The 26,816-nt window shown below is 63.5% G+C and carries 21 protein-coding genes and 1 tRNA gene; 5 read left to right on the top strand and 17 right to left on the bottom strand.

All coding sequences use genetic code 11. The features are described from left to right. Positions 1-32 precede the first annotated feature (32 nt). The 6 genes from C443_RS13950 to C443_RS13925 form a co-directional block, all read right to left on the bottom strand. Positions 33-104, bottom strand: a tRNA-Ala gene (locus C443_RS13950). Between the two features lie 138 nt (positions 105-242). Further along, positions 243-554 (bottom strand): 30S ribosomal protein S10, encoded by a 312-nt coding sequence (gene rpsJ / locus C443_RS13945; RefSeq protein ID WP_004590697.1) that lies wholly within the window; start codon positions 552-554, stop codon positions 243-245. Positions 555-557: 3 nt separating this feature from the next. After that, on the bottom strand, positions 558-1,823 hold the full coding sequence (gene tuf, locus C443_RS13940; RefSeq protein ID WP_005537153.1) for a translation elongation factor EF-1 subunit alpha: 1,266 nt from the start codon (positions 1,821-1,823) through the stop codon (positions 558-560). A gap of 275 nt (positions 1,824-2,098) precedes the next feature. After that, positions 2,099-3,043 (bottom strand): homoserine dehydrogenase, encoded by a 945-nt coding sequence (locus C443_RS13935; protein ID WP_005537152.1) that lies wholly within the window; start codon positions 3,041-3,043, stop codon positions 2,099-2,101. Next, positions 3,040-3,573, bottom strand: coding sequence for a hypothetical protein (locus C443_RS13930; protein ID WP_005537151.1), 534 nt, complete (start codon positions 3,571-3,573; stop codon positions 3,040-3,042). Before C443_RS13930 ends, C443_RS13935 begins: the two co-directional genes overlap by 4 nt. Positions 3,574-3,652: 79 nt before the next feature. After that, positions 3,653-3,874: a hypothetical protein gene (locus tag C443_RS13925; RefSeq protein WP_005537150.1), complete on the bottom strand. Its 222-nt coding sequence runs from the start codon at positions 3,872-3,874 to the stop codon at positions 3,653-3,655. Between the two features lie 108 nt (positions 3,875-3,982). Between C443_RS13925 and C443_RS13920 the strand changes: the two genes are divergently transcribed. Further along, the gene (locus C443_RS13920; protein WP_311241318.1) at positions 3,983-5,080 is read left to right on the top strand and encodes a peptidase; all 1,098 of its coding nucleotides are present in this window, start codon (positions 3,983-3,985) and stop codon (positions 5,078-5,080) included. Between the two features lie 201 nt (positions 5,081-5,281). On the opposite strand, the gene C443_RS13915 is transcribed toward C443_RS13920, so the two are convergent. Then, complete coding sequence (locus C443_RS13915) at positions 5,282-7,468, bottom strand: elongation factor EF-2 (RefSeq protein ID WP_005537145.1); 2,187 nt, start codon at positions 7,466-7,468, stop codon at positions 5,282-5,284. Between the two features lie 203 nt (positions 7,469-7,671). On the opposite strand from C443_RS13915, the gene C443_RS13910 reads away from it, so the two are divergent. The 3 genes from C443_RS13910 to C443_RS13900 all read left to right on the top strand — a co-directional run bounded on the left by C443_RS13910 (position 7,672) and on the right by C443_RS13900 (position 12,973). Beyond that, a complete protein-coding gene (locus C443_RS13910; RefSeq protein ID WP_005537144.1) occupies positions 7,672-8,865 on the top strand; it encodes a trans-sulfuration enzyme family protein in 1,194 nt (397 codons plus the stop codon). Positions 8,866-8,931: 66 nt separating this feature from the next. Next, positions 8,932-9,723, top strand: a complete 792-nt coding sequence (locus C443_RS13905) for a DUF5781 family protein (RefSeq protein ID WP_005537143.1) — start codon at positions 8,932-8,934, stop codon at positions 9,721-9,723. 151 nt (positions 9,724-9,874) lie between these two features. Next, positions 9,875-12,973 (top strand): PAS domain S-box protein, encoded by a 3,099-nt coding sequence (locus tag C443_RS13900; RefSeq protein ID WP_005537142.1) that lies wholly within the window; start codon positions 9,875-9,877, stop codon positions 12,971-12,973. Between the two features lie 47 nt (positions 12,974-13,020). On the opposite strand, the gene C443_RS13895 is transcribed toward C443_RS13900, so the two are convergent. The 6 genes from C443_RS13895 to C443_RS13870 form a co-directional block, all read right to left on the bottom strand. Further along, the gene (locus tag C443_RS13895) at positions 13,021-13,731 is read right to left on the bottom strand and encodes an energy-coupling factor transporter transmembrane component T family protein (RefSeq protein WP_005537141.1); all 711 of its coding nucleotides are present in this window, start codon (positions 13,729-13,731) and stop codon (positions 13,021-13,023) included. Further along, positions 13,725-14,429, bottom strand: a complete 705-nt coding sequence (locus C443_RS13890) for an energy-coupling factor ABC transporter ATP-binding protein (RefSeq protein WP_005537140.1) — start codon at positions 14,427-14,429, stop codon at positions 13,725-13,727. The genes C443_RS13895 and C443_RS13890 overlap by 7 nt, the downstream gene beginning before the upstream one ends. Then, positions 14,426-15,007, bottom strand: a complete 582-nt coding sequence (locus C443_RS13885) for a biotin transporter BioY (protein WP_005537139.1) — start codon at positions 15,005-15,007, stop codon at positions 14,426-14,428. The genes C443_RS13890 and C443_RS13885 overlap by 4 nt, the downstream gene beginning before the upstream one ends. A 74-nt stretch (positions 15,008-15,081) precedes the next feature. Then, on the bottom strand, positions 15,082-16,284 hold the full coding sequence (locus C443_RS13880) for a PQQ-dependent sugar dehydrogenase (protein WP_005537137.1): 1,203 nt from the start codon (positions 16,282-16,284) through the stop codon (positions 15,082-15,084). Between the two features lie 215 nt (positions 16,285-16,499). Further along, positions 16,500-17,120, bottom strand: a complete 621-nt coding sequence (locus C443_RS13875; RefSeq protein WP_005537135.1) for a 30S ribosomal protein S7 — start codon at positions 17,118-17,120, stop codon at positions 16,500-16,502. Between the two features lie 2 nt (positions 17,121-17,122). Further along, complete coding sequence (locus C443_RS13870; RefSeq protein ID WP_004515440.1) at positions 17,123-17,551, bottom strand: 30S ribosomal protein S12; 429 nt, start codon at positions 17,549-17,551, stop codon at positions 17,123-17,125. Positions 17,552-18,022: 471 nt separating this feature from the next. On the opposite strand from C443_RS13870, the gene C443_RS13865 reads away from it, so the two are divergent. Further along, the gene (locus C443_RS13865; RefSeq protein ID WP_005537134.1) at positions 18,023-20,410 is read left to right on the top strand and encodes a methyl-accepting chemotaxis protein; all 2,388 of its coding nucleotides are present in this window, start codon (positions 18,023-18,025) and stop codon (positions 20,408-20,410) included. A 57-nt stretch (positions 20,411-20,467) separates the two neighbouring features. Here C443_RS13865 and C443_RS13860 read toward each other — a convergent pair whose 3' ends face one another. Genes C443_RS13860 through rpoB form a run of 4 tightly spaced genes read right to left on the bottom strand, consistent with a single transcriptional unit; the run spans position 20,468 to position 26,815 of the window. Next, positions 20,468-20,893, bottom strand: coding sequence for a NusA-like transcription termination signal-binding factor (locus C443_RS13860; RefSeq protein ID WP_005537133.1), 426 nt, complete (start codon positions 20,891-20,893; stop codon positions 20,468-20,470). After that, a complete protein-coding gene (gene rpoA2, locus C443_RS13855) occupies positions 20,893-22,080 on the bottom strand; it encodes a DNA-directed RNA polymerase subunit A'' (RefSeq protein WP_005537132.1) in 1,188 nt (395 codons plus the stop codon). The genes C443_RS13860 and rpoA2 overlap by 1 nt, the downstream gene beginning before the upstream one ends. A gap of 2 nt (positions 22,081-22,082) precedes the next feature. Further along, on the bottom strand, positions 22,083-24,992 hold the full coding sequence (locus C443_RS13850; protein ID WP_005537131.1) for a DNA-directed RNA polymerase subunit A': 2,910 nt from the start codon (positions 24,990-24,992) through the stop codon (positions 22,083-22,085). Next, positions 24,989-26,815: a DNA-directed RNA polymerase subunit B gene (rpoB, locus tag C443_RS13845; protein ID WP_005537130.1), complete on the bottom strand. Its 1,827-nt coding sequence runs from the start codon at positions 26,813-26,815 to the stop codon at positions 24,989-24,991. Before rpoB ends, C443_RS13850 begins: the two co-directional genes overlap by 4 nt. Between the last annotated feature and the right edge of the window lies 1 nt (position 26,816).

Here is a 26,816-nt window from a genome sequence, read left to right as displayed (position 1 = left end):
TCGGGATAGTTCGACAGGACGAGATACCGCTATGGACTCGCCGGGATTTGAACCCGGGGCCTCTTCCTTGCGAAGGAAGCGATCTGCCACTGATCTACGAGCCCGCGTGGTCTGCCACTCGAACGCGGAGTTATAAAAACCCTGCGCGTGAGAGCGGCCTTCGATAGCGATTCACACTGTCCCGGCCAGCGGTTCGGACGGGTGGCACACCGACGCTGTCGCGAAGCGACAGCCCCCGGAGATTAGTCCTCGAGGACGATCTCGATGGAGACGTCGTTGGGAACCTGGATGCGCATCAACTGGCGCAGTGCCCGTTCGTCGGCGTCGATATCGATGAGCCGCTTGTGGACGCGCATCTCCCAGTGTTCCCACGTCGCAGTCCCCTCACCGTCGGGGGACTTGCGGCTGGGAACCTCCAGCGTCTTGGTTGGGAGTGGAACCGGACCGGAGAGTTCGACACCGGTCTTGTTCGCGATCTCCCGCACGTCGGCGCAGATGTCGTCGAGGTCCTCGGGGCTTGTGCCCGCGAGCCGAACGCGTGCCTGCTGGGACATACGTTATCGCTCGTTGACGCTGAGGACTTTGCCGGCGGCGATGGTCTGACCCATGTCGCGGATAGCGAAGGAGCCGAGCTCCGGAATCTCGGAGGACGGCTCGATGCTGAGCGGCTTCTGTGGGCGGACCGTCACGACGGCAGCGTCCCCGTTCTGGATGAAGTCGGGGTTCTCCTCGGCGACCTCACCGGAGGACGGGTCGATCTTCTTGTCGATGGACTCGACGGTACAGGCGACCTGTGCCGTGTGAGCGTGGAAGACCGGCGTGTACCCCTCGGTGATGACGGACGGGTGCTGCATCACGACAATCTGGGCCTGGAAGGTCTCGGCGACCGATGGCGGGTCGTCAGCCGGACCACAGACGTCACCGCGTCGAATGTCGTCCTTGCCGACGCCGCGGACGTTGAACCCGACGTTGTCACCGGGCTCGGCCTTCGGGACTTCCTCGTGGTGCATCTCGACAGTCTTCACTTCACCGGAGACGTCAGACGGCTGGAAGCTGACGTTGTCGCCGGTGTTCAGGATACCCGTCTCGACACGGCCAACCGGGACCGTACCGATACCAGAGATGGTGTAGACGTCCTGAATCGGCAGTCGGAGCGGCGCGTCCGTCGGCGGCTCCGGAGCTGGCAGGTTGTTGAGTGCTTCCAGCAGGATTTCGCCGTCGTACCAGTCCGTGTTCTCGGACTCCTCGGCGACATTGTCGCCTTCGAACGCCGAGAGCGGAATGAACTTGGCGTTGTCAGGGTCGAAGCGGACCTGAGTGAGGAGATCCTTGACCTCTTCGACGACCTGCTTGTACTCAGACTCGCCGTAGTCGACGAGGTCCATCTTGTTGACACCGACGACGAGCTCGCCGATGCCCAGGGTGCGGGCCAGGAACACGTGCTCCTGGGTCTGCGGCTGGACACCGTCGTCGGCGGCGACGACCAGGACGGCGTTGTCGGCCTGGGACGCGCCGGTAATCATGTTCTTCACGAAGTCGCGGTGACCAGGACAGTCCACGATGGTGAAATCGTAGGCGTCAGTGCTGAATTCCTGATGGGCGATGTCGATGGTGACACCACGCTCACGCTCTTCGGCGAGGTTGTCCATGACGTAGGCGAACTCGAATCCGCCCTTGCCCTTCTCTTCGGCTTCTTCCTTGTGCTGTTCGATGACGTGCTCCGGTACCGATCCTGTCTCGTACAGGAGTCGGCCGACGAGCGTGCTTTTCCCGTGGTCGACGTGACCGATGATGGCCAGGTTCTGGTGTTGTTCGTCGCTCATTGTTATCTCTCACGCGCAGAGGCGCTGTATCGGGTTTATTAGCTGGTGGTTCATAAAACGATTTCGAAAGCGTGTAAGCGTCAGCCCGTCGCTTTCTTGCGATTCGGCACGCCATGCCATGGTAGTGTGACACCCGATGACTTGGTCTGAGAGGTTGCTGATACCGGCAGTCACAACCGGATCAATGTCTTTCGGAGTGACAAACGGAACTGGTGGGTGGGAAAGGCAGCGAATGCGAGAAACGACGCGGCCGCGTTAGAAATCCTGCTGTCCTGTTACAGCCGGCCGATATCGGCAAGCACCGCGCTCGCCGTCTCCGGACCGCCAGCGCCGCGACCGGAAATATTGAGCTGGCCGGCGTGCTCGGTCTCCAGTTGGGCAATGTTCCGGGTTCCAGAGACAGCGAGCGGCGCATTGTCCGGCACAAGTCGCGGGCCGACACGGACAGAGCCCTCGACGACCTCAGCGATGAGTCGGACAGTCCGGCCGTCCGCCCGGGCGAGTTCGAGCGCGCTGCCAGAGATTTCTTGAATTCCCTCGACCTCGGCATCGTCGAGCGTGTACTCCGTTTCGTCGTCTGACAGGACGTTCGCGATGATTACGCCTTTCAGCGCTGCGTCGGTCCCGTCCACGTCGAAGGTCGGGTCGGCTTCGGCGACGCCCAGATCCTGTGCTTCCGCGAGGACGTGTTCGTAATCCAGACCCTCGGTCGCCATCCGCGAGAGGATGAAGTTCGCCGTGCCGTTGAGCACGCCGCGAACGGCGGTGATGTGGCTCGGGTCGAAGTCGTCGATAGTCGAGAGAATCGGCATCGCGCCGCCGACGGTCGCCTCGAACAGCACGGATCCCTCGCTTTCGCGTTCCAGCGCGCGAACGTCCGCGTACCGTTCGGCGACCGGGCCTTTGTTCGCCAGCACGGCGTGGCGGTCCCGTTCGAGGGCGGCTTGGACGTGGCTAAAGCCCGGTTCGGCGTCGCCGAGCGTCGTCGGCGTCGCCTCGACGAGCACGTCGTACTCGGCCGAAAGCGCGTCCTCGGGTGCGTCGCTCCCGACGACACCGTCGGTTCGCTTCCGGTCGAGGACCGCAGCAGTGTCGATACCGGCGCTATCGATGACGGCGCTGCTGGAATCGGCAAACGCAGTAACCGAATGGCCGTGGTCGCTCGCCAGTTCGACGACGGCGGAGCCGACGGCACCGGCTCCGATGACGGCGAGCCTCATGCGTCACCTCCCGCAGCGAGGGGTTCGATGACGTGGAGCCCCTTCTCGTCGGCCACGGTACGGATGGACCGCATCGCCTCGTCGACCGCTCCCTCCTCGGTCGCCAGTCGGATGCGCGCGCTGGAGGCATCGTCCGTTCCCCCCGGTGCCGACAGCGAGAGGTCGGTCACGGTCGCGTCTGTGGATTCGTGGATCCGCGAGAGTGTGTCGGAAAGGTCAGTGTTGACGAGGTGGCCGGTGAGAATAATCGTCAGCGCCTCGCTGTACTGCTCGGCCCCGGCCTGAATAACGTTGATGCCCGCGTCCCGGAGTGCGTCGACGATCCCGTCGAACCGCTCGGGGGTCGCCTCCAGATCGACCTCCACGGGGATGTGGCCCCGCGGGGTCACGTTCCCCCGTTCGTGGAAGATAGAGAGGAGGTTCCCGCCGCTTGTGGCGATGGGCTCGAGCGCCCGCAACAGTTCGCCCGGTTCGTCGACCAGTTCCAGCCGAACTGTGTAGGACCGTACCTCGTCGGTCGAGTCGCTCATCGCCCGCTCACCTCCTGAGTATCTCGGCTCATTGTGGATGACTCAGCAGGGGCACGTATAAGAAACCGTTCGTTTGGTCTCAGGGCAGAAACCGCTCGTACAGATCGTCGATCCACTCGTTGTACGCCTCGCCGCGGGGCGACCCCCAGGGGTTACGTGAGAAGTAGTACATCGCCGCGAACATTCCCGCAAGCGTCAGCGCTAGCCCCGTCGGCAGAACGAAACTCCAGATGAACGTCGACGTGCCGGCGATGACAGCAGCCACAAGAAGGTCCACAATCTGATGCAGGCGGTCGCTCATATCTGGCCGTTCGACGCCGGACGACCTAAGCGTGGGGCCTGCCTCCGTCGAGACAATCACTGGCAGGGGAACGCTACGTTTTTTCCTCACCGGTGAAGCGTGTCGTATGTGTACGCCCTCCAGTCATCACCGATAGCGATAGGGACGGCGGTGTTCCTCGTCGGTGTCCTCGCCGTCATTGGAATCGTCCTCGGCGCACTCGGAAGCGCAGTCGTACGGCGCCTCTCGAATCCGGTCACCAGATATCGGCAGCTATATCTCTGCGTTTTGCTCCCGTTCGCACTGCTGTCGTGGGTCGTCTTTCTGTCGCTCGGACTCGGCCACTTGGTTCCCGGCGGACGGACCGGAGTCGTTGGAGCAGTGCTGGCGACGTTCACCGAGTTGCTCGCCGCCGGCATCATCTGGCTGGCCGCCTACGCGCCAACTGTCCCGGGCGTCCGCAACGTTCGGGACATCAAACTCTCAACTGGCCGTGCGGTCATCCGAATGGGACGGTACGTCCTCGGAATCACTGCGTTGGTGACTGTCGCCGTGGTTCCCATTGAACTCGGACTGTCGTCAGTCGGGCTGCTGGCGCTCGTTACCGTTTTCCTTGTCACCGTACAGGCCGTCTCCCCGTGGTTCATCCCGCTAATTCGGTCGGTCGATAGACCGGATGAACCGACAGCGGAGACATTAGAGCGACTCCAAGAGGGTGCGGGACTTACTGTCCGAGACGTTCGAATTTTCGACACCGAACAAGAGAGGACTGCGAACCTGACCGTTCGCGGCGTTTCTGGGTATCGTCGCCTGTTCGTGACGAGCACATTCCTCGACATGTTCGACGACGAAACGGCAGCGGCTCTCCTTGCGGTTCAGGCCGGCCGCCAGAACGCCCGAGTGCTTGCCCGGGTCATGGTGGGGCTGCTTATTACAGTCGTCCCGCTGTTTGTGGCACTGGCCGATATCGGCCCGCTGTGGCCTCTCGTCGGCGTGAGTCTCGGACTCGCCATCGCAAGCCTGTGGGTCACTCGCCGCGGCGTCCGGGCAGCCGACGACTACGCGGCCGAGCGCGTTGGCCCGGAGACCGTCGCGGACGCTCTCGAACGGTACGCCGACGTCCACGGCATTGAACCGTCCCGACGACGACTCGCGAACCCGTTCTCGAGATCGCCGCCGCTGGGGAACCGAATCGACCGATTGCGGGCGCAGGCAGAAGCGGAATAGCCGAAAACGAGTACAGACGCAGTGAAATCAGACGAGGCGGAGCGGACACGCATACCGCGCGAGCGGAGCGAGCGTGGTTTCACTCCGAGCGCGTTCGCAGAACGCGACTCGGAGGTCGTTTTTAGCGTAGATTTTTACGAACCCGCTCCCCGCAGCGCGCTCACAAAGCGCGCGAGGAGAGGGGGTGAGGTAAAAAGGTACTTAGAAGTAGTCGATAGCCGGGTTCAGTTCCTGCTTCATCCCCTTGCGCTCGCGGATCTCGCTGATCTTGTCAGGCTGGAGGTTGTCGGCAAGGACCTGGAAGCCGGCGTTCTCGGTGTTCCAAGAGGCACGGCCCTCGGTCGCGGAGCGGATGTCGGAGGAGAAGCCGATCATCTCGTCGACCGGCGCGACGCCTTCGACGACCATCAGGTCGCCTTCCTGGTACATGTCGTCGACGCGGCCACGGCGGCCCTGAATCTCGCCGCTCGCAGCGCCCATGTGGTCGTTGGGCACGTCGATGCGGACCTGCTGAATCGGCTCCAGCAGCTTGATACTGGCGTCGATGAGGGAGTTGTGCACAGCCTCGCGGACGGCCGGGATGACCTGGGCCGGACCACGGTGGATGGCGTCCTCGTGGAGGCGGGCGTCGTGGAGACGGATGAGCGACCCCTGTACCGGCTCGGACGCGAGCGGACCGTCGTCGAGGGCCTCTTCGAGACCTTCGATGACGAGCTCCATCGTCTCGTTGAGGTGCTGGATACCCTTCGTCTCATCAAGCAGGATGTTGGTCCCGTGGATGTGCTCGATGTTCTGGGAGTCGTCCTTGTCCATGCCGGCCTCCTGCAGCGCTTCACGGCGCTCCAGTTCTGGCATGTCCATCGACGCCTCGCCCATCTTGATCGTCTCGACGATGTCCTCGCCGAGCGGCTCGATGCTGATGTAGAAGCGGTTGTGGTTGTTCGGCGACCGACCTTCGACTTCGCGGCTGTCTTCCTGCGGGGCCTCGCGGTAGACAACAATCGGCTCACCGGTGTTGATCGGGATACCTTGGTTGCGCTCGATACGCTGGCCGATGACTTCCAGGTGGAGTTCACCCTGACCGGAGATGAGGTGCTCGCCGGTGTCTTCGTTAATTTCGACCTGAATGGTCGGGTCTTCCTTGGCGACCTGCTGGAGCGTCTCGATGAGCTTCGGCAGGTCGTCCATGTTCTGTGCCTCGACGGACTTCGTGATGACCGGCTCCGAGATGTGCTCGATGGACTCGAACGGCGTCATCTCCTCGCTGGAGACAGTGGAGCCAGCGATGGCGTCCTTGAGGCCCGTGACGGCGGCGATGTTCCCGGCGGGGACGCGGTCGACTTCCTCGCGCTCGCCACCCATGTAGATGCCGACGCTCTGGATGCGGTTCTTGCCCGCAGTCCCGGAAACGTACAGTTCCTGGCCCTTCTCCAGCGTGCCGGAGAAGACACGGCCGGCGGCGATTTCGCCGGCGTGAGGGTCGACACCGATGTCGGTAACCATCAGGACGACTTCGCCGTCCTCGTTGACCAGTCGCATGTCATCGGCGAGCTGGGATTCGGCGTCACCACGCCAGATACGCGGAACGCGCATCGGCTGGGCGTCGACAGGGTTGGGGAAGTGTTCACACACCATGTCGAGCACCACGTCGGACAGCGGCGTGCGTTCGTGGAGTTCCTGGCGGTTATCGTTGCGCTCAAGCTCCATGATTTCGCCGAAGTCCATGCCGGTACGCTGCATCGACGGCATCGAGACGCCCCACTTGTACAGCGCGGAGCCGAAGCCGACGGTCCCTTCCTCGACGGAGACCGTCCAGTCCTCGATGTCGTCCATCTCCTCGGTCATGCCGCGGATGAGGTCGTTGACATCCTGAATGACCGCGAGCAGGCGCTTCTGCATCTCCTCGGGCCCTTCCTGGAGTTCGGAGATGAGGCGGTCGACCTTGTTGATGAACAGCGTCGGCTTGACGCCCTCGCGGAGCGCCTGCCGGAGCACCGTCTCGGTCTGGGGCATCGCGCCCTCGACGGCGTCGACGACCACCAGCGCGCCGTCGACGGCACGCATTGCGCGGGTCACGTCGCCACCGAAGTCGACGTGGCCAGGGGTGTCGATGAGGTTGATGAGGTGGTTCTGGTCCTCGTACTCGTGGGTCATCGAAACGTTAGCCGCGTCGATGGTGATCCCACGTTCCTGTTCGTCTTCCTCGGTGTCCATCGCCAGCTGTTCGCCGGCAGTGTCGTCGGAAATCATGCCGGCACCGGCCAGCAGATTGTCTGTCAGCGTCGTCTTTCCGTGATCGACGTGAGCAGCGATGGCGATGTTCCGGATGTGCTCCGGATCGTCCATCAGTGTCTCACATTCTTGGACGATTTTCTTACGTCGGCCCATTATACAGCTTTCTATCAACAGCAGGGTCAAAAGGATAGTGTTTCACTACGGCCGTGACCGCTCGAAATCCGGCCGTTCGCGTGGCATGGTCTGGCATTCCGACCGATGGATAGCTAAAGGCGTATGCTCAGCGATTATAATTATTTGCAGTCGAATGAGTAATGATTGCAAAGGTATTAGCGCCAGCCAGCAGACGGAAGCGTATGACTCGGCGTCCACACCTCGACACGATCGCAGTCGATACCGAGACGACGTCAGCAGCAGGGGACGTCACGCTCCCGATACACCTCTCCTCGACTTACGAACTGGCCGGGCTCGACACGGACCTGTCTCTAGAGGACATCGACCCCGGGGAGGGAGAATTCCTCTACTCGCGGCTGTCGAACCCGACACGACACGGCCTCGAACAGGAGTTAGCCGCGCTCGAAGGCGGAGAGCGGGCCTATGCCTTCAGTTCGGGGACGGCAGCCGTCGCAACAGCGGTGCTCTCACTGGTCGAGCCGGGCGATCACGTCGTTGCGTTTGACGACCTCTACGCGGGCACGCGACGAATGTTTGAAACGCTGTTCCGGGACCAGCTCGGTGTCGACGTGGAGTTCGTCGACGCGACCGATGTCGACGCTGTAGCGGCCGCGATGACACCGGCAACAGAGCTAGTCTGGGTCGAGACCCCGACGAACCCGGGTATCAGACTCTGTGACATCGACGCGATTGCGGCCGTCGCCGCCGACTACGACGCGACGGTCGGGGTCGACAACACCTTCGCGAGTCCGTACTTCCAGCAACCGCTGTCGCTCGGTGCGGACCTCGTGGTCCACAGCACAACGAAGTACCTCAACGGCCACAGCGATGCCGTCGGCGGCGCGCTGATTACCGACGACCCCGAGGTCGCCGAACGGGTAGAGTTCCGTCAGCAGATCGCCCTCGGGAATATGCTTGCCCCGTTCGATAGCTACCTTATCTCGCGGGGCATCAAGACGCTGGGTGTCCGGATGACTCGCCACGAGAACAACGCCATGTCCCTCGCGCAGTACCTCGAGGACCACGAGCGCGTCGAGACAGTCCACTACCCGGGGTTAGAGAGCCACCCGCAGCACGACCTCGCTCGCGAGCAGATGCAGGGCTTTGGCGGCGTGCTCTCGTTCGAACTGGCTGGAGAGATGGCCGACGCCAAGCGTTTTCTCGAAGCGTTAGAGACAGTGACGCTGGCAGTCAGCCTCGGCGGTGTCGAAAGCCTGGCGGAGCTTCCGGCGGCGATGACACACGAACCGCTCTCACCGGCGGCGCGGGACGACCTCGGCATCTCCGATACACTCATCCGCCTTTCGGTGGGGATCGAGGACGTCGAGGACCTCCGGGCCGATCTAGAGCGCGGTTTCGCGGCGTTCGAGTCCTGAGCGCTGCGTGCGAACGCTGCCCCCACCCGTGCATTAATAGCGCTTCGCCCCGTGAGATAGTGACACATGGACGTGCACGTGCAGGGTGGGCCAGCCGAACCGTTTCTCGGAGCGAGGGACCTCTTCTCGACGGAACACGACCTGAAACGACCAGTGACTGTCCGGGTCCGGGAGGACCCTGACGAGCGCACCCGCGTCAGCCACAGCGACGACGCCCATAAGCTGACGATCTCCCGTCAGGCCGCCACGAGCGCAATGGCCCGTGAACTCGCGTTACACGAGTACGCACACATGCACCACCACGAATGCGGGCATCCATCGCACACACAATCGACGCGAGAAGCCATCTACCTCGCGCTGGCGGGGCGATCGGTCGAACAGCGAAAGCTCACGCACTGTTACCAGATCGCCAACCACATGAAGGACGTCTACGCCGACGATATCTGGATGCCGGTGGTGCCCGGCAACAAGCTGGTGCCGTTTCTGGAAGCCAGCCTCGCGGCTGCCGTCGCGGACCGCCCCGGCGATCCGCCGACCTGGGATCGCTCGGCATCGCTGACCCGGGTGCGTCACCCCAGCGAACCGGCCGCACGGCTGACGCCGGCTGCAGATCCGGACATCACAGCTGTCAACGCAGCGTTCGCTCTTGCGCTGTGTGAGCGCCACGATCTGGTCGGCTCGGACCACCGCCTGTACGACCTCGCACACGCCGCGGCACAGGACGCCGAATCGGTCGATCTCGCGGAATTCAAGCACCATTTCGCGGCACTCTCGCCCGAACCAGACGAGTCCGAATTCCGGAAGGCGCTCGTCGACGTGACTCGCGCGTACGCCGGCGGCGGTCGCGCGGCAGACTGAAGCCGGATGTCCCGGTGCTGTCGGATTACTGACGGGCCGTGTCGTCACACACAGGTAGGGCCTCGCCGTCAACGACTGCCGGCTTCGCTCACGCGCGAACACGAATCAACCGGCAGAACTGTTTTTGCATGGACTTGTGAACTAGCTGACTATGACCGAGGCGCTTCGTGGCCGACATCTCGACGGGGAAACCGATGTCGTCGGCGAACAAATTCGGGTGTTACACATCGACGACGATCGCGATTTCGTGGCTGTCGCAGCGGATTCCCTGGAGGCCGCGGACGACCGAATCTCAGTCGAAACCGCGACCAGCGCACGAGACGGGCTCGACCGGCTCGCCGAAGACGGGTTCGACGCTGTCGTCTCCGACTACGATATGCCGAAGATGAACGGCATCGAACTGCTCGACGCGATTCGGGAGACGAACCCGGATCTGCCGTTCATTCTGTTCACCGGCAAAGGGAGCGAAGAGGTAGCCAGCGAAGCGATCTCGATGGGCGTTACCGACTATCTACAGAAGTCGTTCGGCGTCGAGGTGTACGAACTGCTGGCCAACCGCATCGAAAACGCGGTCTCCGAGTACCGCGCGAAACGACAAGCCGCCGAGTCAGAGCGCCGCGTCCGTGAACTCACCGAGGCGACCCACGACATCCTCTGGGAGTTCACCGCCGACCTGAGCGAACTGCTCGTGATCAACTCAGCCTACGAGGACATCTGGGGGCGGTCGGTGGCCAGGCTCCGTGACAACCCGTACGACTTCCTGAAGGGCATCCATCCCGAGGACCGCGAACTGATGAAAGAGACGATGCGGAGCCTCATGAACGGCGAATCGGCTGACGTCGAATGCCGTGTCAACGCAACAGAGGAGTATCAGCGCTGGGTCTGGATACAGGGTGAGCCGATCACGAACGACGCCGGCGAGATAGTTCGCGTGGCCGGGTTCGCTCGTGACATCACCGAGCGCCGGAACCACGAGCGCGAACTCGAAGCCACGAAGAACCAGCTCGCAGAGCACAACCAGACGCTCCGGAAGCTCTACGAAATCAGCGCCGACGCCGACGCCTCGTTCGAAGAGAAGATTCAGGCGGTTCTGGATCTAGGCCGGGAGCGTCTCGGGACCGCCGGCGCGTTCCTGTCCTCGAACGATACTGACCGCGACGAGTTCACTGTTCGCTATGCGAGCGGGAGCGACGAACGGCTCACGCCGGGAACTGTCACGCCGCTGTCGGAGTCGTACTGCCGGAAGATGACCGACGCGGGAAGCGTCATGGCAATCGCGGAAGCGTCCGAAGAGGGCTGGGCGTCCGATCCAGCGTACGAACGATGGGAATTCGAGACGTACATCAGCGGCGAGGTCCGCGTCTGCGATACGCACTCGGGGACACTCTGTTTCGTCGACCGATCGTCTCGCGAGACGCCGTTCACCGAGGACGAGAAGACGTTCGTTCATCTCGCGGCCCAGTGGGTGAGCTACGAGCTCGAACGTCAGCAGCGCGAGGAGCGCCTCGAACGGTATAAGGAGTACACCGACGACATGCTGGAGGCCATCGACGACGTGTTCTACGTCCTCGATAGCGATGGCCGCTTCCGGCGCTGGAACGAGAGTCTGCTGAACGTGACCGGGTACTCGGCCGCGGAGGTGGCCGGGACTCACGGAGCCGAGTTCTTCCCGGAAGAGCACCAGGACCTCGTCGGGGCCGCTATCGAATCGGTGTTCGAGGGTGACACAACCCGCGTGGAAGCACCGTTTATTACGAAATCGGGAGACCAGATCCCTCACGAGTTCACGGCGACCCGCGTCGAGGACCCCGATGGGAACCCGATGCTGGCCGGTATCGGCCGGGATATCACCGAACGGAAGGCACGCGAACAGGAACTTACGCGGACGAAGGAACTCCTCGACCAGGCCCAGCGGATCGCGAGTGTCGGCGGCTGGGAGATAGATGTGACAAGCGAACCGCCGGAGATGACGGTGACAAGCGAGTTCTACCGGCTGCACGGACTGACCCCGGACGATGAACTGACCGTCGAATCTATCGTCGACCTGTACCACCCAGAGGACAGGGCAACTGTCAGAGCAGAGTTCCAGCGGGCGATAGAAACGGCTAACGGATACGACATGGAGGTGCGTATCGGAGACGAAGACCACTTCCGGTGGGTCCGCGCGCTGTGTGAACCGGTCACCGAGAACGGCGACGTTGTCAAAATCCGTGGCTCTGTCCAGGATATCACGGACCGAAAGCTCCGGGAGCGCGAACTGGAAGGGGCTCGCGAGCGGATGGAAATCGCGCTAGAGACCACGAATACAGTCGTCTGGGACCGCGAGTTCGAGTCCGGCGGCCTGTCGTACTACCCCGGGTCCGAAACACTGTACGGCACTGACATCGAGTCGCTGGACGAGTTTTTACCGCTGGTCCATCCCGAGGACCAGGCGGAAGTGGCGTCCCGCATCGAATCGGCGGCCGAAACCGGGACGTACGAATCCGAATTCCGGATCATCTGTGACAGCGAGGTCCGCTGGATGGAGGCGAAAGGGCGCGTCGAATCCGACGACGATGGGTCTCCAGTCCGGGCGATTGGTATTGACCGTGACATCACTGAGCGCAAGCGCCGCGAGCAGGAACTGGAGGAGACAAACGAACGTCTCGAAGAGTTCACGAGCATCGTCAGCCACGACCTCAGGAACCCGCTATCCGTCGCCGAGGGACGCATTGAACTGGCCCAGCAGGAGTCCGACAGCGAACACCTCGACAGCGCCAGTGACGCGCTCGAACGGATGCGGACGCTCATCGACGACCTGCTCGCGGCCGCACGCGATGAGCAGTCGGCGGTTGACGCCGGCGTAGTTGCGCTCACGGACACGGCCGAACAGTGCTGGCACAACGTCGAAACCAGCGACGCCGAACTCGCTGTCGAGACGGACGCCGTCGTTCGTGCCGACAGGAGCCGATTGGAACAACTGCTCGAGAACCTGTTCAGCAATAGCGTCGAACACGGCGGTGACGACGTGGTAGTCACCATCGGAGAGCTTGACGACGGCTTCTACGTCGAAGACGACGGCGAGGGTATCGACGAGGCGAACCGGTCGCGCGTGTTCGAAACGGGATACTCGACATCAGACGCCGGGACGGGGTTCGGGCTCTGGATCGTCGCGGAAATCGCCGACGCTCACGACTGGTCGGTGACTATCGACGAGGGGAGCGAGGGCGGCGCACGGTTCGAGATTACCGGCGTCGATATCGTGGAGTGAGTGCGCGGCGAAGCCGCCAATTGTACTCAAGGCACCTAACTGACCGGCTAGACCGAGACGAGCGGCGATACCGCCAACGCGATACCGACAGCGAGCACCGGGTAATCACGACGGTCGAAGGCAAGCGGCGGCAGCGTCGGGTTCCACGCGAAACAGCGGGCCCGCAGGGCGACCGAGAGCCGGTCAGATCGGTCGAGCGTCCGTTCGAGCGACCGGACGGCGAGTAGCCGAGCGCGGTCCCACAGCGGGCGGGCCTCGCCGCCACGAGCGTGGATGGCGTCACGCACCTCCCGAACGTCAGCGAGCACCAGCGGGAACAACCGGACGACGAGCGCCATCCCGATGCCGAGAATCTGGCCTGGCTTCCCGGGAATCAGACGCTGGACCGCCGCCCGCGTGTCCCGAACCGGCGTCGACGTGAGGTAGGCGGCACTGACGAGCAACACCGGGAGGATACGTCCGACGTGCAGCGCCGAGCGGAGCGCCGGGTCGACCCGAAACCACGGTGGGCCAAGCGCCACACCGGCGACGAACGGGGCCAGCGCCAGCACGGCAAGGACGATCCGATACGAGCGCAGAACGGCCAGCGGCGAGAGCCGGGCCGCCGCGAGCGCACACAGCGCGAACGCAGTCGTCCCGACGAGCCACGGGAGCGTTGGATGAGCGACCGCAGCGATAGCGAGCCCGAACTGAAATAGGAGCTTCGACCGCGGGTCCAGCCGATGTGCGACCGTCGAGCCGGGTCGGTAGCTCAACATCGTGGGTCTCTGATGCCGAGGTCTGGAAGGGTATCGAGCGCTTCAGCTGGCGGCACATCGAGAACGACCTGCCCCTCGTGCAGTGCGACGAGGCGGTCGGCCCGCTCGTGGAGGTCCCGGAGGTCGTGCGTGACGACGATGACACCCGTGCCATCAGCGGCGAGCGCGTCGAGGTGGTCGAGTACTGACTGCCTCGCCGGCCAGTCCAGCCCGACGAGCGGTTCGTCGAGCACGAGGTAGTCCGGTTCCATGGCGAGTGCCCCGGCGATGGCGACGCGGGCCTGTTCGCCGCCCGAGAGGGCGTCGATACGGCTCTCGGCGGCATCACCGAGGTCGACAGCGTCGAGTGCCGTGTCGACCCGGCGATCGATCTCAGCCCTGTCGAGCCCGAGGTTCTCCGGGCCGAAGGCCACGTCAGCCGCCACGGTCGCAGCGACGAACTGGTCGCGCGGGTGCTGGAACACCATCCCGATACGTGTCCGGGCGACGACGGGGTCGTCCGTCACGTCGGTCCCGTCGACGGTGACCGTTCCGGCGTCGGGCGTCAGCAGGGCGTTGAGATGCCGGACGAGCGTCGTCTTGCCGCTCCCGTTCGGCCCGACGAGCAGACAGTACTGACCATCAGGTATCGACAGTGTGACCCCATCGAGGACATCGACATCGCCGTACCGATAGCGCAGGTCGCTGACCTCGATCATCGACCGGCGAGATACCCACCCTGCACGATGGCGATCGCGATACCGAGCTTCAGGAGGTCGAATGGAATGAACGGAGCCATGGTAGCCGCGGCGCGGGCGAACGGCAGCCCGGTGACCACTGCCAGCCACGGGATGCCGATAGCGTAGACGATGGCGACTGCTGCGACGAGTGCGACGACCTGTACCGGGACAGAGAGGTCAGCGACCGGTTTCGGCGCGATACTCCGGTGTGCGATAGCGCCGGCGACGACCGCGCCGACGAGGAAGCCGACGAGGAAGCCGCCGGTCCCCTTCCCGGCAATGACATACCCGATACCTGCGGCCCCGTTCGAGAACACCGGAGCGCCGGCGATACCGACAAGCACGTACAGCAGCAGGGCGACGCCGCCCCACAGCGGCCCCAGCAACAGACCGGCGAAAAACATCCCGAAGGGCTGCAGCGAGAACGGCGGCAGCGTCCCCGGGAGCGGGATCGATATCTGTGCGAGCGCCGCAGTCAGCGCCGCAAGCAGCACCGCCTTCGTGAACAAGCCCACAGTCTCGTCGTCGACAAGGTCGACGGATTGCTCTGTTGCCATGGGTCTCCCTCTCTCGTCAACCGAAATATAGCCAGTGGTTCACAGAGCGCGTTTCCGCCGACCGTCCGGACCGCTCACTCGGCCGGCGAGACGCGGACGAGCACGTCGTCGCGCTCCCGCGGGAAGCCATCACCGGCCCGCCCGTCGCGGTTCGACGTGACGAGGTACAGCCCGCCGTCTGGTCCCTGCTCGACGTGGCGAATCCGGCCGAGTTCGTCGGCCAGCAGCGAGTGAGTCGTCGCGGTGTAGGCGTCGTCGGTCCAGTCGGCATCGTACACCTCGGCGACGTCTCCCGGTGGCAGGTCCGCACCAGCCGGTGTCAGCGTCGTTACGAGGAGTTTCTGGCCCTTCAGGCCGCCAGTAAGCAGTCGGTTCCGGAGCGATGGAACGGCATCGCCGGTGTAGAACAGCGACCCGGAGGGAGCCCACCCACCAGTGGTGCCCGTGTTTGCGAGCGGCCGCCGGACCTCGGGGCCAGCGTCGGCGTATTCCACGTGCTTGCGGGTGTCGGGCCAGCCGTAGTAGCCCCCGGCCACGAGGCGGTTGAGTTCGTCCCGTCCGGTCGGACCGTGTTCGGAGGCAACGACAGTGCCGTCCGGAAGCCACACGAGCCCCTGTGGGTTCCGGTGGCCGTAGGTGAACACTCGGGGGTCTCCGCCGAGGTCCGGATTTTCGGGTGCGGGGTCGCCCGCGGGCGTCACACGAAGGACCTTCCCGCCGAGCGAGTCGGTGTCGACGGACAGTTCGCCGTTGCCCGCGTCCCCCGTCGTAATCCAGAGGTAGTTTTGGGGGCCGAACGTGAGCCGACCGCCGTTGTGTATCTTGCTCCCGGGAATGTTGTCGACGAGGACGGACTCTGTGGCGGCCGGGTCCTCGGCCGACACGTCCATGGCCACGACCCGGTTGACTCGCTCATCGTCGTCAGTCATCGTCGTGTAGTAGACGTACACCACCGGCGGATCGGGATACGTCGGGTGTGCAGCAATGCCGAGCGTGCCGCCCTCGCCGCCCGTTACCCACCAGCCGTCGTCGCTCGATTCCGCGTCGATAACGTCGGCTGGTTCGGTAACTGTTCGGACGCTGCCGTCCACAAAGGAAAGGACGCGACCGACCCGTTCGGTGAGAAACAGCGTTCCGTCGGCGGCAAACGAGAGGTCCCACGGAATTTCGAGGTCCTCAATGAGCGCCTCCGTCGTCAGCGGCGTGTCTGTCGGCGACGTGGTCGGGGCCGTCCAGTCGGTGTCGGGTGACTGGCTGCGCTCGTGGCTGAGAGACACGTCGTAGCGATCCAGCGCCCGCGCCGAGCCTGCCGTCGTTGTGCCCGTCGGTGTCGAGTCCGAGGACTCGTCCTGTGTCCCGGACTCACCGCGACAGCCGGCCAGCCCGGTGGCCCCGACAGTGGCGAGTGCGGCGAGACCGGCCGTCCCGGCACGGTTTTCGCATAGATTTCACTGCAGAGCAAAGAAGAATAAAGATGTCGGAGACAGCCGAGTTAGCGAGCGGCAGCCGCGACGCGTTCTTTTTCTTCTTTCTGGTTGACCGCGTAGGCCTGAACGTCGTCGTTAGCAGCACCGATGAGCTGCTGTGCGAGCGATTCGGCGGCACTCGTGGTGGTCTTGAACGAGCCACCGTAGACGCCCTCAGCGAGGAACTTCAGGGCCTGGTCGACGCGACGCTGTGGCGCGACGTCAACGGCCTTCGGGACCGAGATACCACCGTATTTCAGGCGGACGGTCTCCTCTCGGGGGGCGCTGTTCTCGACAGCACTGACAAGCACCTGAATCGGGTTCTCGTCGGTGCGCTCGTGAACGAGTTCGAACGCCTCTGTGACGATGGAGGTCGCAAGCTGTTTCTTGCCCGTGTTTTCGTCAGTCTGCATCAGGCGGTTGATCAGCCGCTCGACGATGCTGATCTCGCTTTTCTTGAACTGCTTATCCGCGTGTCGCCCCATTGTGTGGGCGATCGGCGTGACAGTGATGTAGCGCTCGGTCGAGGGGTCGGTGTACTCGATGTCCGTGATTTCCCACTCGCCGAACAGCTTCGCACGGGCCGTCTCCGGCTCGCTTTCCTCAGCCGCGTCAGCGTCAGCTTCGGGTGTGTCTTCGGCACTCATGGTTATCGGACCGGTTTCTCCGCGTTCCCGCGAACGAGTTCGATGAGAGAGACACCATTGACTTTCTCGACCTTGTAGTTGACACCGGAGAGGTCGCCCATCGCGCGGCCCTTCGCCCCGCCGATACCCGCGATCGTGACCTCGTCGTGCTCGTCAATGAAAGAGATAGCGCCGTCACCGGGACAGAACGCGGTGACCTGCTTACCGTTCTTGATGAGCTGGACGCGGACACACTTCCGGATAGCGGAGTTAGGCTGCTTGGCCTCGATTCCGACTTTCTCCAGTACGATACCTCGTCCCTGGGGCGCACCCTCGAGCGGGTCGGACTTCTTGCCCAGGCCGCGTTCGCGACGCGCGTAGTCAGTGTCGGACCACCGGTGTTTCTGACGGTCCTTCTTGAGCTTGCGCGCGGCGTACTTGCCGTTCGCCATAGTAGGCACTGGTACCTTTCGGAGGTACTTAAGACTCCTCTTTCGGACTCAGCCGGTAGCGTCGGCGTGTGTGGCGTTCTGTGCCATAGACGGGTGAAAAAGTACAGTGGATAACGCGGGGTGGGGCCACAACAACGGGAGAGGAACGGTCAGCACGGTGTTTCAGCCGGGATGAGGTGTCACGTAGTACTCCCGCCGTCCGTCGGGAACCTGCTCTCTACAACCTCGTCCGCGTGTCGGAGTCGACTGATACTATTGGCGGTAACCACTTCGATGGAGAGATAGCCTGAATTGGCAAGGCAATTCACAGCCGCATAGCCGACAGTCTGCACGCCAGAAGCCACAGGTCACGGTGCCACAGCCCGTCAAACGGAGGGGACAGCACGCGCGTACGGAATCAGGTGTGATAACTGGGCAGGTGGTTTCTAGTACCGGCGCTTGAGTTATTCAGACAGACCTGCCGTAGTAGCTATGAAACTTGAACAACGTCTCCCAGATGTCGTCCGGCAAACGTATCTCCGGAAGCTGGCGCTTATCATTCTCTGTATTGCCCTGCTCGTTGCAGGTGTTAGCGTCACCGCGGAGCGGACGGTTGCAGACGAACTGACAGAACAGCGCGAGAACGAACTGCAGACCGGAGCCGTCCAGACGGCTACGACAACGGCTGACTGGGTTCGGAGCCAGCGAAACGCCGCGCGAACCCTCTCGACGCTGTCCGACGTTCAGGAGGGGAGTCCGACGATGATCCGTGGCGCGTTACAGCGGCAAGCGTTCTACCAGCCGGACTCGGTGTACGCCATCCACTACGTCAATGAAGAGACTCTAGAGATCAAGGAGTCGTCGCTGAGCGACCGACGGGAGACGTCGCTCCGGACGGACGACTTCGCGTGGGAGGGCGGGAGCCTCTCAGTCACCGGGTCGAACTCGGTCGATATGTCGAAAGTATACACTTACGATGGGGGGAAGTACATCGCCTTCGCGAGCCCGGTCGCCCGAAGCGACAAACTGGTTGTCGTTGTCCACAACGTGACCGCGCGGACGGCCCAGTTCCGCAACTCCATCGAGGGCGGTGAAACGCGGATCATCCGACAGGACGGGACGGTCCAGTTCGCCGAGGACGCCTCGACCATCGGCACGCAGTACAACGTCTCCGCCAACCTGACCGCACTCACAGCGGAAGACAGCGGCGTAGCCCGGAGCGGGCCGTATCTGATCGCCGCGGAGTCCGTCGACGACACGCCGTGGATTGTCATCAAGCAGGCCCCGGAGTCGGCCGCCTTCGCACTACGTGACAGTATTCAGGGGAGCTTCATTGCCATCATCGGCGTCTCGTTGGCCGGGTTCGCACTCATCGGCATTCTCGTCGGTCGCGGCATCATGCAGTCACTCAGGCGGCTCTCGACACAGGCGGAAGCCCTCGCGGTGGGGAACTTCGACACAGCCATCGAACAGTCTGACCGCCTCGACGAGGTCGGCGACGTCCAGAACGCCTTCTACGAGATGAAGACGTATCTCGACACCGTCGCCGCACAGGCGGACGCGCTCTCCAGACAGGCGTTCGACGACCCCGCACTCGACGAGGATGTCCCTGGCCAGCTCGGAACGTCGCTATCGAACATGCACGGGAACCTCGAATCGTTCATCAGCGACCTCGAACAGGCCCAGCAGGAGGCTGAGGAGTCCAAGGCGGAGGCAGAAGAGATAGCAGGAACGCTCGAACAGCAGGCCGAGGAGTTCTCGGCCGTGATGCGGAAAGCAGCCGACGGCGACCTCACGCAGCGCCTCGACACCGACACGGATAACGACGCGATGGCCGACATCGCCGCCGCGTTCAACGATATGCTCGCCCAGCTCGGCCAGACCGTCATGCGTATCCGGGAGTTCGCCGACGACGTCGACGGCTCCGCCGGCCAGATCACCGCAAGCGCCACTGAGGTCCGTAGCGCCAGCGAGGAGGTTAGCGAATCCGTCCAAGAGATCGCTGACGGCGCAGAGACGCAGTACGAGAACATCGAGGAGACGGTCGACGAGATGTCGGGCCTCTCCGCGACGGTCGAGGAGGTCGCAGCACAGGCCGACGAAGTCGCGACGACATCGAGCGAGGCTGCCGAGATCGGCGAAACCGGCAGCGAGCGCGCATCGGAGGCCATCGAGGTGATGAACGACATCGAGACGCGAGCCGACAAAACAATCGACCGCGTCGAGTCCCTCGACGAGGAGATGGAGCAGATCGGTGATATCGTCGACCTGATTGACGACATCGCCGAACAGACCAATATGCTCGCCCTGAACGCCTCCATCGAGGCCGCCCGCGCCGGTGAAGCGGGTGAAGGGTTCGCCGTCGTCGCCGACGAGATCAAAGGCCTCGCACAGGAGACGACCGAAGCCACCGAGGAAGTCTCGACGGTTATCGAAGACGTGCAGGACACCACCGGCGACGCCGTGACCGACATCAGACAAATGGGCGACTCCGTCACTGATGGTATCGAGACCGTCGACGACGCCATCGAATCGCTTGAGGCCATCGTCGACCGCGTCGAAGAGGTAAACAACGGCATTCAGTCCATCAGCGACGCTACCGACGAACAGGCCGCAACGACGGAGGAAGTCGTGGCGATGACCGACGAGGTCGGGACGATCAGCGAGGAAACCGCGTCCAGCGCCGAGAACGTCGCCGCCGCCGCGGAGGAACAGACCGCGACGATCAACGAAGTCACCAGCGGCATCGAATCCCTGTCGGACCAGGCCGGCGACCTCAGCGAACTCCTGCAGACGTTCGACGTCGAGAGCGGAACCACACACAGTGATACCGACGTGTACGAGCACGACGCGTCGGATGTCTCAGTGGGCGACGACTGAACGCAGTCGCTTTCCGGTAAGCTTTAGAAAAAGACGATACGAGCGGGACCGCCCCACTCAGGTCAGTTCGATACCGTCGATCTCGAAGTGTCGCTTCGCCAGTTGCCTAGCAGCATCGATGTTTCGGCCTTCACGGCCGATTGCAGCCCCGCGGTCTTCCTGTGCCACTTCGACGTAGGCGACGGTGTCGTCGTTCTCCGAGACGGTGACGTTGTACACCGCGGCCGGCGCGAGCGCGTTGGCCACGAAGTCCTCGGCTGTCTCGGCGGCTTCGACGAGTTTGACCTCGCGGCCCAGACGCTCCTCGACGCGCTCGACCGTCTGGCCGCCCGGGCCGATGGCGTCAGCCATCTCCCCGCGTTTGACCAGATACACCACCTGGTCGTGGTCTTCGTCGACGATGCAATCCCGGACGGTGACGGCTGCCTCGTCCTCGAAGAGGGCGACCAGTCGACGTGCTTCGTCCGAGAGTTCGACCCGCATCAGTCCTGGGTCGTACCCATCCGGAGGTTGACGTCACCGGTGCCGAGTTTGATCGGCTTCCCGACGATGACGTTCTCCGTGACGCCGTCGAGTTCGTCGACCTCGCCGTGGATGGCGGCGTCGAGCAGGTGATTGACCGTCACCTCGAACGCTGCACGGGCGAGCACGGAGTCTTTCGACCCCGAGATGCCGTGGCGGCCGATGGACTCAATGGTCCCCTCGTTGGTCATGATGTCGGCCACGAGCATCAGGTGCCGGACGTTCACGTCGTCGAGCCCCTGCTCTTCGAGCGTGTTCATCGTCTCGTTGATGAGCGTCTCGCGGGCCGCTTCGACGCCGAGTTCCCGGTAGATCTCGTGGATGTTGTTACACGTCGTCCGGGAGGCGTCGACGCCCTCGATGTCCAGCACTTCGCCGAAGTCCGACCCCTCGGTGTAGAGGACGAACTCCTCGCCGTTGTCGGTTTCCTCCTTGCGGATGACAACACGGGTGATCTCCTCGATCCCCTTGAACACGATCTCCCGAAGCTCCTCGACCAGCTGCAAGAGGTCGCGGTAGCTGGGTTCCTCCGGGCCGAACTCGATGAGCGTGCCGGCCTGCCGGGTCGAGACGCCGAGGTTCGATTCGATGGTCTCGGCGATCTCCTCGGCGATGGCGTCCGTGTCGTTGACCGTCGGCCACCGCTCCAGCAGCGTGTCCTCGTTGAGGTCGATCTCGACGAGCATGTCCGCAACGTTCGTCGAGATGTCACCCAGCGCGAGGATGCGCGTCGCCTCGATCTTCCAGACGACCTCGTGGGCGCGCTCGCGGTCCGTCGCGTACTCCTCGTCGAGGTGGACCGTCATCATCGGCGTGTCTGGCGTCTTCCGGGCGTCCACCAGCTCGATGAGTCGTGGCAAGCCCTGCGTCACGTCGATCTCGGCGACCCCCGCGTAGTGGAACGTGTTCATTGTCATCTGCGTTCCCGGTTCGCCGATGGACTGGGCCGAAACGGTCCCGACCGGGTCCAGCGGGTCGACGCGCGTGTCGAGGTAGCGGGTCTCGACAGCCTTGGCGATGCGGTCGGCGTCGTCGACGCCGACGCCGCGTTCCTCGATAGTGCTGTACACTTCGTCTTTCAGCCGTCGCGGCAGTTCAGTGTCCTCGACGACGGCCTCGATGTCTGCTGATACGTCGTGTGCTGTCATTGTTAGTCGTCACCCTCGGCCATCCACCAGTCGTCCGCGTGCTCCGAGAGGTTGGTCCGCTCGGTGCGGGTCCCGAGGAAGCTCTCTTTCTGCTTCTCGCTCTCGAACTCCTCGTCGAGGACGCTGTCGGCGATCTGTTCGACATCCACGATGTCGCCATCCTGATTCGAGGACACGTCGACCGGCGACGTGCCGTCCTCCCCGAACTCGAACTGGACGATGGTGTCCGAGGTGTCCCGGACGGTCCCGTCGTACTGCGTTTCGAGTTCGGACAGGGCGTTGATGAGGCGACGCTGCAGGTACCCGGACTTCGACGTCCGGACGGCCGTATCGACCAGCCCCTCGCGGCCACCCATCGCGTGGAAGAAGAACTCCTTCGGGCCGAGCCCGGAGCGGTAGGAGGCCTCCACGAAGCCGTGGGCGTCGGCCGACAGGTCGTTCTCCTCGAAGTGTGAGAGGGTGCGGTTCTCGTAGCCGCGGTTGATCCGCTCGCCACGGACTGCCTGCTGGCCGACACAGCCGGCCATCTGGGTCAGGTTCAGCATCGACCCACGCGCACCGGACTCGGCCATGATGACGGCCGGGTTGTCCTCGCCGAAGTGGTCCTCGGCGATGTCACCGGCGGAGTCACGTGCCTTGCCCAGCGTCTGCATGATCTTCATCTCGAGCGTCTCGTCGACGGTCCGACCCGGCAGCGATTCGAGCTCGCCGCGGTCGTAAGTCTCGATGAGTTCCTCGACGCGATCGTACGCGCTGTCGATGGCGTCGTTGATCTGCTCTTCGGCCTCTCGCGGGATGGACTCGTCGTCGATGCTGATGGAGAACCCGAAGTGCATGATCGACCGCATCGCCAGCGCCGAGACCTCGTTGACGAGAATCCGGGCGCGGGTCCGCGAGTAGTCCTTGGCGATGGTATCGACGATTTCGCCGCCGAAGGCCCCGACGGCGTCCTCGTCGATGGTGCCGCCAGTCATCTGGCCGTCCTCGACGACGACCGTGTCGCCGGCGGAGGACGTGAACTCCAGGTTCAGGTCGTCCGGCAGCAGTTCCGAGAACAGCGAGCGGCCGGTCCAGTACTCCTCGCCGTTCTCGTCGACGCCGTCGGCCTCGGGCAGTTCGTCGATTCGGGTCGCCCGGAGCAGGTCGAGCGCCTGCGTCTCGTTGAACTTCGGATTAGTGTGGGTCAGCAGGTAGGTCCCACTGATGTGGTCCTGAATCGCCCCGATGATGTTCTCGCCGAAGCGCGGGGAGAGCATCTGTTCCTGCACGCGCATGAGGACGCGGGCCTCGGCCCGGGCCTCCTCGTTTTGCAGGGCGTGCATGTTCATCTCGTCCCCGTCGAAGTCAGCGTTGTACGGCGGACAGACCGTCGTGTTCAGCCGGAACGTCTTGTACGGCATCACGACGACTTCGTGGGCCATGATGGACATCCGGTGCAGCGACGGCTGGCGGTTGAAGATGATGATGTCGCCGTCAACCAGATGGCGGGACACTTCCCACTCCGCTTCGACCTTCTCCGCCAGTTCCTCGCAGTTCTTCTCGGTCACCTTCAGCCGGCGGCCGTCCGGCCGCTTGACGTAGTTCGCGCCGGGGTGGGCTTCAGGCCCGTTGGAGACGTACCGTCGCGCTTCCTCTAGGTTGCGCTCGGTGACGTTCATCGTCTGGGTCATCTCCTTGGCGACCCGATCCGGCACACCGACCTCGTTCAGCGAGAGCGTCGGGTCCGGCGAGATGACGGTACGAGCGGAGAAGTTCACGCGTTTCCCGGACAGTGAGCCACGGAAGCGACCTTCCTTGCCCTTCAGGCGCTGGGAGAGGGTCTTCAGCGGCCGGCCGGAGCGGTGTCGCGCCGGCGGCGTGCCCGAGATCTCGTTGTCCATGAACGTGGTAACGTGGTACTGCAGCAGTTCCCAGAGGTCCTCGATAATCAGCTGTGGCGCACCCGCCTCGCGGTTCTCCATGAACCGCTGGTTGATGCGGATAATGTCCACGAGCTTGTGGGTAAGGTCGTCCTCGGAGCGCTGGCCGTTGTCCAGCGTAATCGAGGGACGAGCGGTGACCGGCGGCACCGGCAGTACCGTCAGAATCATCCACTCCGGTCGGGAGCGGGCCGGCTTCATCCCCAGCACTTCGATGTCCTCGTCCGGGATGTCCTCGAACCAGTCCCGGATGTCGCTGGGCATCAGTTTGTTCATGTCCTCCTCGGTCAGGTCGACCGACAGCGCCTTCTCCAGCGCTTTGCGGTCCTCCTGGCGTGGGCGGAACTCGCCGCTGAGGATCTCCTGGACGCGGCTACTGTCGATACCGGTCTCCTCGGAGAGCTCGATGGGTGAAATCGGCTCCTCGGATTCTTCCATCGCGGCGGCGATCCGCTCGGGGTAGTCCGAGGCCAGCACGTCCTGCACCTCGTAGTAGGTGGTCGGCTTCTCGTGTTTGATGTCGTACTGCTTCTCGCCACAGAACGGACAGCGATCCTTCTTTCGGGCCTGTCGGATGGCGGCCTTCGTCACGTCGTTGAGGTCGCGACCGAGATCCTGAGTTCGTGTCAGTCGGTCCGCGAACTCGTCGCGCTCGTGCTCGTCGAGACAGAGCCGGGAGCACTCCCGGCAGGTCCCGCGCAGGAGTCGGCGGATAAGCTTCGCGAAGCCGACGTGGATGACGGGGGCTGCGAGTTCGATGTGGCCGAAGTGGCCGTTACACGACCCGCTGTGTTTCCCGCAGGTCTTACACTCCAGCCCGGGGTCGATGACCCCGAGTCGCGGGTCCATCAGCCCCATGTCGATTGGGAAGCCGTCGTCGTCGTACGTGTCGGCCGTAATCACTTTCGTGGCCGACATCTCTCGGTACTCCTCTGGGTCCATCAGCCCGAAGCTGAGCTGACCGATTTCCTGGGGTGTCTGTTGTGAGCTCATACTGCGTCCTCCAGTTCGATCCGCGGGGCGATTCCGAGCGCCTTCATCTCGTCGAGCAGGAGCTTGAACGCGTAGGACATCTCGACCTCATGGATGTCGGTCTCCTCCTCGCAGTTCGGACAGTAGATGCGCCGTTGCTCGACGTTCTCGACGGCGGTCATCCCACACTGCCCACAGACGTTGATCCACTCGCGGTCGGACTCATCGAGAAGGCGCTCCTTGAGCGCCATCGCTGCACCGTGCCCGATGAGCACGTCCCGTTCCATCTCACCCACACGGAGGCCACCTTCGCGGGCGCGCCCCTCGGTCGGCTGGCGGGTGAGGACCTGCACCGGCCCGCGCGAGCGGGCGTGCAACTTGTTCGAGACCATGTGGTACAGCTTCTGGTAGAAAATGTCGCCGACAAAGATCTCGGCGTCGATCTTTTCGCCGGTGACGCCAGAGTACATCGTCTCCTTACCGCTGGAGTCGAAGCCGTGCTCTTCGAGCGAGCCACGGAGTTCGTCCTCGTCCTCGCCGGTGAAGGCGGTACCGTCGACGCGGCGGCCTTCGAGCGCACCGACCTTTCCGCCAATCATCTCAAGGATGTGGCCGACGGTCATCCGCGATGGCAGTGCGTGCGGATTGATGATGAGGTCCGGGACGACACCCTCCTCGGTGAAGGGCATGTCCTCCTGCGGGGCGATGTGGCCAACGACACCTTTCTGGCCGTGCCGTGACGCGAACTTGTCCCCGAGTTCGGGGATTCGCTCGTCACGCACAGAGACCTTCGAGAGCTTCGAGCCGTCCTCGCCTTCCATCAGCGTCACCGTATCCACGACACCGGATTCGCCCGATCGCATCGTCACGCTCGTCTCCCGGCGCTTCTGTGGTGAGAGACCGCCCATGTCGTCCGGCTCTTCGAGGAACCGGGGCGGACTGGTCTTGCCGAGCAGGACAGCGTTCTCGCCGACCTTCGTCTCGGGGTTGACGAGGCCGTCGTCGTCGAGGTGCGTGTACGCTTCCTCACCGCGTGCGCCGCGGACCTCGTCGTCGGGAATCTCGAAGCGGTCCTCCTGACCACCGGGGTAGCGCCGTTCCTCGCCCTCGTACGTACGGAAGAAGTGCGAGCGGGCGAGTGCGCGGTCGACCGATCCCTGGTTCATGACGAGTGCGTCCTCGATGTTGAACCCCTCGTAGCTCATGACAGCGACGACGAAGTTCTGTGCCGCCGGGCGGTCGTCGTAGCCGATCTGTTCGGTGGTTTGGGTCTTGACCATCGACAGCTGCGGGTAGTGTAGCAGGTGCTGGCGCGTGTCCGGACGAATACGGTAGTTCGCCGACGGCAGGCCAAGCGACTGCTTGATCATCCCCGACCCCATCGTAATCCGGGGCGAGGCATTGTGTTCGGGGTACGGAATCATCCCGGCACCGATACCGAACATCAGTTGCGGGTCGACTTCGAGGTGTGTGTGGTTTTCGGTGAGTTCACCCTCGTCGACACCGACGAGGATGTCTTCCTCTTCCTCGGCGTCGATGAACTCAACGAGGCCGCGTTCGACGAGCTCTTCGAATTCGAGTTCGCCCTCTTTGACCTGCTCGACCTCCTCGTCGGTCATCAGCGGCTCGCCGTCCTCGACGACCAGCAGCGGGCGTCGGGCACGGCCGGCGTCGGCGTTGATGATGACCTCCCCGGTCCGGTTCTTGACCGAGACGTTGACCATCTGGGAGACGTCTCCCCGTCGTCGCGCCTGTCGTACCTGTTCTGCGAGCTGTTCCGGGTCGGGATGTGTCCCGACCAGACTACCGTTTACGTATACTTTGGCTTCGCGTCCCTGACTCATG

The organism is Haloarcula argentinensis DSM 12282, from assembly GCA_000336895.1.
Taxonomy (GTDB): Archaea; Halobacteriota; Halobacteria; order Halobacteriales; family Haloarculaceae; genus Haloarcula; species Haloarcula argentinensis.
The sequence above is the reverse complement of the archived record's forward strand: the minus strand, read 5'-3'. Positions and strand labels throughout refer to the sequence as shown.

What these genes read in the sequence shown, in the direction of transcription:
- C443_RS13885 (WP_005537139.1), bottom strand. Translation starts at nt 15,007, where the DNA reads ATGGCAACAGAGCAATCCGTCGACCTTGTCGACGACGAGACTGTGGGC.
- C443_RS13870 (WP_004515440.1), bottom strand. Translation starts at nt 17,551, where the DNA reads ATGGCGAACGGCAAGTACGCCGCGCGCAAGCTCAAGAAGGACCGTCAG.
- C443_RS13930 (WP_005537151.1), bottom strand. Translation starts at nt 3,573, where the DNA reads ATGAGCGACTCGACCGACGAGGTACGGTCCTACACAGTTCGGCTGGAA.
- C443_RS13910 (WP_005537144.1), top strand. Translation starts at nt 7,672, where the DNA reads ATGACTCGGCGTCCACACCTCGACACGATCGCAGTCGATACCGAGACG.
- rpsJ (WP_004590697.1), bottom strand. Translation starts at nt 554, where the DNA reads ATGTCCCAGCAGGCACGCGTTCGGCTCGCGGGCACAAGCCCCGAGGAC.
- C443_RS13865 (WP_005537134.1), top strand. Translation starts at nt 18,023, where the DNA reads ATGAAACTTGAACAACGTCTCCCAGATGTCGTCCGGCAAACGTATCTC.
- rpoA2 (WP_005537132.1), bottom strand. Translation starts at nt 22,080, where the DNA reads ATGACAGCACACGACGTATCAGCAGACATCGAGGCCGTCGTCGAGGAC.
- C443_RS13890 (WP_005537140.1), bottom strand. Translation starts at nt 14,429, where the DNA reads ATGATCGAGGTCAGCGACCTGCGCTATCGGTACGGCGATGTCGATGTC.
- C443_RS13915 (WP_005537145.1), bottom strand. Translation starts at nt 7,468, where the DNA reads ATGGGCCGACGTAAGAAAATCGTCCAAGAATGTGAGACACTGATGGAC.
- C443_RS13900 (WP_005537142.1), top strand. Translation starts at nt 9,875, where the DNA reads ATGACCGAGGCGCTTCGTGGCCGACATCTCGACGGGGAAACCGATGTC.
- C443_RS13905 (WP_005537143.1), top strand. Translation starts at nt 8,932, where the DNA reads ATGGACGTGCACGTGCAGGGTGGGCCAGCCGAACCGTTTCTCGGAGCG.
- C443_RS13850 (WP_005537131.1), bottom strand. Translation starts at nt 24,992, where the DNA reads ATGAGCTCACAACAGACACCCCAGGAAATCGGTCAGCTCAGCTTCGGG.
- C443_RS13925 (WP_005537150.1), bottom strand. Translation starts at nt 3,874, where the DNA reads ATGAGCGACCGCCTGCATCAGATTGTGGACCTTCTTGTGGCTGCTGTC.
- C443_RS13875 (WP_005537135.1), bottom strand. Translation starts at nt 17,120, where the DNA reads ATGAGTGCCGAAGACACACCCGAAGCTGACGCTGACGCGGCTGAGGAA.
- C443_RS13935 (WP_005537152.1), bottom strand. Translation starts at nt 3,043, where the DNA reads ATGAGGCTCGCCGTCATCGGAGCCGGTGCCGTCGGCTCCGCCGTCGTC.
- tuf (WP_005537153.1), bottom strand. Translation starts at nt 1,823, where the DNA reads ATGAGCGACGAACAACACCAGAACCTGGCCATCATCGGTCACGTCGAC.
- C443_RS13860 (WP_005537133.1), bottom strand. Translation starts at nt 20,893, where the DNA reads ATGCGGGTCGAACTCTCGGACGAAGCACGTCGACTGGTCGCCCTCTTC.
- rpoB (WP_005537130.1), bottom strand. Translation starts at nt 26,815, where the DNA reads ATGAGTCAGGGACGCGAAGCCAAAGTATACGTAAACGGTAGTCTGGTC.
- C443_RS13895 (WP_005537141.1), bottom strand. Translation starts at nt 13,731, where the DNA reads ATGTTGAGCTACCGACCCGGCTCGACGGTCGCACATCGGCTGGACCCG.